Origin of the sequence: Bradyrhizobium sp. PRIMUS42 (assembly GCF_023006515.1) — a bacterium.
GTDB lineage: Bacteria > Pseudomonadota > Alphaproteobacteria > Rhizobiales > Xanthobacteraceae > Bradyrhizobium.
In genome coordinates this window covers 1-3,434 of the sequence record NZ_JALBGZ010000670.1, presented here as the reverse complement: position 1 = coordinate 3,434, position 3,434 = coordinate 1, and the positions used below count along the sequence as shown (strand labels likewise).

Below are 3,434 nucleotides of genomic sequence, written 5' to 3'. Positions count from 1 at the left end.
GATGCCGGCGCCCCAAAGCGCTGCGACGCGGCCGTCCTCGACCATCGCGGGGCCGTCGCCGACGCGGTCGAGATAGACGGCCTTGAAGTCCTCGTCCTGCTTCAACCCGAGTCCATCCAGCACGTAGCGCGCCAGGATCGGCAGGCCCGAGCCTTTGGCGCCGAATGCCACCGGCTGTCCGACGAGATCCTGGATCGTCTTGTAGGGACTGTCCGCGCGCACCACGAACATGCCGGGGTTGGAATAGATCGCGGTGAGGATCTTCAGCCGCACCGGCGCGCGGCCGATGCCGGCGAAGGCCTCATAGGCCGGCTCGCCCGCGACCAGCGCGAGATCGAGCTCGCCCTTCTCCAGCAGCGGAATGTTCTCGTTGCTGCCCTTGGTGTTGCGGGGTGCGATGGAGATTTGCGGATCGGCCGCGTTCATCACCTCGGCAAAGGCGTTGCCATAGAGCGGAAAGCCGCCGCCGGGTGTCGCGGTGCCGAGGCTGATCGTGATGGTCGAAATGGCCGTGCCTCCGGTTTGCGCAGCGGCGGGGCCGAGGAGCAGCGCCGCGCCGATGAGGATGGATGCGAATCTCATGGTCGTCCCTGACGGACCTGCGTCAACACCGACTTGAGTGACGATGTAGGCAGCGGCCCGATTTTGTGAAAGCATGCTCGCAACGACAATAGAACAATGGGAGGCGTCATGTTGCGAATTTTGCGTAAGGGTATTTTTGGGCTCGCAATCCTCACAGGTCTTTTCAGCGCAACGCCTCCCGCCTCCGCCGCCTATCCCGACCGCCCCGTGCATTGGCTGATCGGCTTTTCCGCCGGCGGCCCGGTGGACATCGTGGCGCGGATCATGGCGCAATGGCTGTCGGATCGTCTCGGCCAGCAATTCATCGTCGAGAACCGCACCGGCTCCGGCGGCAACATCGCCGCCGCCGCCGCGATCAACTCGCCGCCCGACGGCTACACGCTGCTGTTCGTCGCGCCCAACAACGCGATCTCGACCTCGCTCTACAAGAAGCTGCCGTTCGACTTTTTGCGCGACACCACCCCCGTGGCCAGCATCATGCAGCTCACCAACATGCTGGTCGTCTCCAACGCGTTCCCGGCGAAGACGGTCCAGGAGTTCGTCGACTACTGCAAGGCCAATCCCGGCAAGATCTCCTTTGCCTCGTCCGGCAACGGCACCTCGGTGCACATGTCGGCAGAGCTGTTCAAGGTGATGACCAAGTGCGACATGGTGCACGTGCCCTATCGGGGATCTGCGATCGCGTTCCCCGACATCATCTCCAACAAGGTGCAGCTGATCTTCGACAACCTGCCCTCCGCGCTGGAGCAGGCCAAGGGCGGCAACGTCCGCGCGCTGGGCGTGACCTCGCCGCAGCGCTGGCCGAGCGTGCCTGACGTGCCCGCGATCGCCGAGACCGTGCCGGGCTTCGAATCGATCGGCTTCTACGGCATCTCCGCGCCGAAGGGCACGCCGAGCGAGGTGATCGAGACGCTCAACAAGGCGATCGGCGAAGCGCTGAAAGACCCGAAGCTGGTCGCCCGCCTCGCGGAGACCGGCGGCATCCCCAAGCCGATGACGCCCGCCGAGTTCGGCAAGCTGGTCACTGACGAGACCGAGAAGTGGAAGAAGGTCGTGGAGTTCGCCGGCGTCTCGGTGGACTAGCGAGTGGCCCTGCAGCGAGTTTGCGACCCGTCGGCAACGCATCGGGGGGCCCTGGAGGGCTCCCTCTTTTCAAAAGTCGCAAAACAACCCCATGCACAGTAGACGAGACCAGTTATTTCAATGGGTTACCGGACCCGAAAAACAGATCCTCCGCAAGGCGGTTTGCTTCGTCGGGCAAAACGGGGTTATACAGTCATCATCGCCAATTTCGGGTATTCGAAAACGATCGACGATGCCGCGCCGGCGTTCCCCTCCGCCAGAGCCGGCATTGCACCCCCGCCCCCATCCCTGTAAACGAACCGCGCACCGTTGCCGGCCGCGATCCAAGCGGCCGCCTCGCGGCGGGGCCTGTAGCTCAATGGTTAGAGCCGGCCGCTCATAACGGTCTGGTTGCAGGTTCGAGTCCTGCCGGGCCCACCAGCCTTCGCTCGCTTCGCGAGCTTCGGCTCGGCAAGCCCGTACCACGAACTCCCAGCGAAGCGAACGAAGGCTGTCACGTCGAAGCGCGCTAGCGCGAAGGCGGGGAAATGCGCTGCCTGAGGGTTCGCCGCTTCCGCTTGAAGGGATGTTTTGTGCACTGTCACCGTAATGCCCGCAATGCCGAAACGCGCGTCCGAAGCTGCCAGCGTGTTTGTACGCGAGACAGATCGACTCCCGCTGAGTGGCGCCGGCGACGTGAACACATACGCATTGTTTGCGGAGCTATTTCCCCGACTAACAAGAGCGGGTGGGCGCGCGGGCATCATCGTGCGGACTGGTATCGCAACCGATAGTTCAACAAGCGTATTTTTCCGTGATCTTGTCGCCAATCGAAAGCTCTTCAGCCTCCATGATTTTCAAACCGGCCTCGGTTATTTTGACAACATCGGTCACGCACGATTCAAATTTTGTTTTTTGACCACGTGGTCGTTGCGACCGTGCGCGGCGATGAACATGGCGACGGCCGACCGGCAATAGGAATCGATTTCGTTGTCGTCCTCTGCTCTCGCCTGATCGAAGCGTGCGATCATCAGGAGATCGGATCCTTTGAAAAGCGCGGCAAACAAGCGGGCGGACCGGAGAGGATCGGGCACGTTCAGAAGCCCCTTCGCGTGCAACTGACGCAACAGGGCCTCGGTTTGGGCGATGACATGGGCGGGGCCGGCTTCGAAATGGAGCTTGCTTAACGCGTTTTGACTCGTCTTGTCGGCCATGACCATGGCTTCGACACTGCGGACGTCTGATCTCAACAGCGTGCGAAGGAGTAATGATCCCACCGCCATGAGCTGGTCTTCGACCGGACCGTCGACGCCTTCAAGCAGGGCCTGTGGTGCAAACAACTGCTGGCAGCCGGCCGCCATGGCCGCGCCGAACAGCGCCTCCTTGTTCTCGAAGTGCCTGTAGATGCTGAGCTTGGATATCTTCGCCCGCTGGGCGACCTTGTCCAAGGTCGTCGCCTGAAAACCCAATTCCAAAAAGAGTTCGCGCGCGGCGTCGACGATCGTTTGGCCAAGCGCCTCGTTGGCGGGCCGGCCGCGCCGGCCCTGTCTGTTTTCGGTCACCACAATTCCAATACTTGACAGTATTCTAATTCCTGAATTACGATACCATGAAGTTTTCGAAATGGGCAAGCCAATGGGCAGGTTTCCTGTCCTTCCACGGAGCCTCCCTATGGATGGCGTCATCATCATCGGCGGCAGCTTTGCCGGTCTCGCCGGCGCCCTGCAGCTCGGCCGTGCCCGCCGCAAGGTCACCGTTCTCGATACCGGCCTGCCGCGCAACCGCTTCGC

General features: G+C 62.3%; 3 protein-coding genes, 1 tRNA gene and 1 pseudogene. 3 read left to right on the top strand and 2 right to left on the bottom strand.

Translation table 11 applies throughout. From position 1 onward, the window contains the following. On the bottom strand, positions 1-582 hold a 582-nt coding region (locus tag MOV75_RS31575; protein ID WP_247007277.1), incomplete at its 3' end, for a TAXI family TRAP transporter solute-binding subunit. A 108-nt stretch (positions 583-690) separates the two neighbouring features. Here MOV75_RS31575 and MOV75_RS31570 point away from each other — a divergent pair. Both MOV75_RS31570 and MOV75_RS31565 read left to right on the top strand, forming a co-directional pair. Continuing rightward, entirely contained in the window at positions 691-1,665 is a 975-nt protein-coding gene (locus tag MOV75_RS31570; protein WP_246931378.1) for a tripartite tricarboxylate transporter substrate binding protein, read from the top strand. Positions 1,666-2,009: 344 nt separating this feature from the next. After that, positions 2,010-2,085 (top strand) — tRNA-Ile (locus MOV75_RS31565). Positions 2,086-2,534: 449 nt separating this feature from the next. Here the strand turns inward: MOV75_RS31565 and MOV75_RS31560 are convergent. Beyond that, positions 2,535-3,206, bottom strand: coding sequence for a TetR/AcrR family transcriptional regulator (locus tag MOV75_RS31560; RefSeq protein WP_246931377.1), 672 nt, complete (start codon positions 3,204-3,206; stop codon positions 2,535-2,537). Between the two features lie 109 nt (positions 3,207-3,315). Between MOV75_RS31560 and MOV75_RS31555 the strand changes: the two are divergent. Next, positions 3,316-3,434, top strand: a pseudogene (locus MOV75_RS31555) (NAD(P)/FAD-dependent oxidoreductase); the annotation flags it as partial.

What these genes read in the sequence shown, in the direction of transcription:
- MOV75_RS31570 (WP_246931378.1), top strand. Translation starts at nt 691, where the DNA reads ATGTTGCGAATTTTGCGTAAGGGTATTTTTGGGCTCGCAATCCTCACA.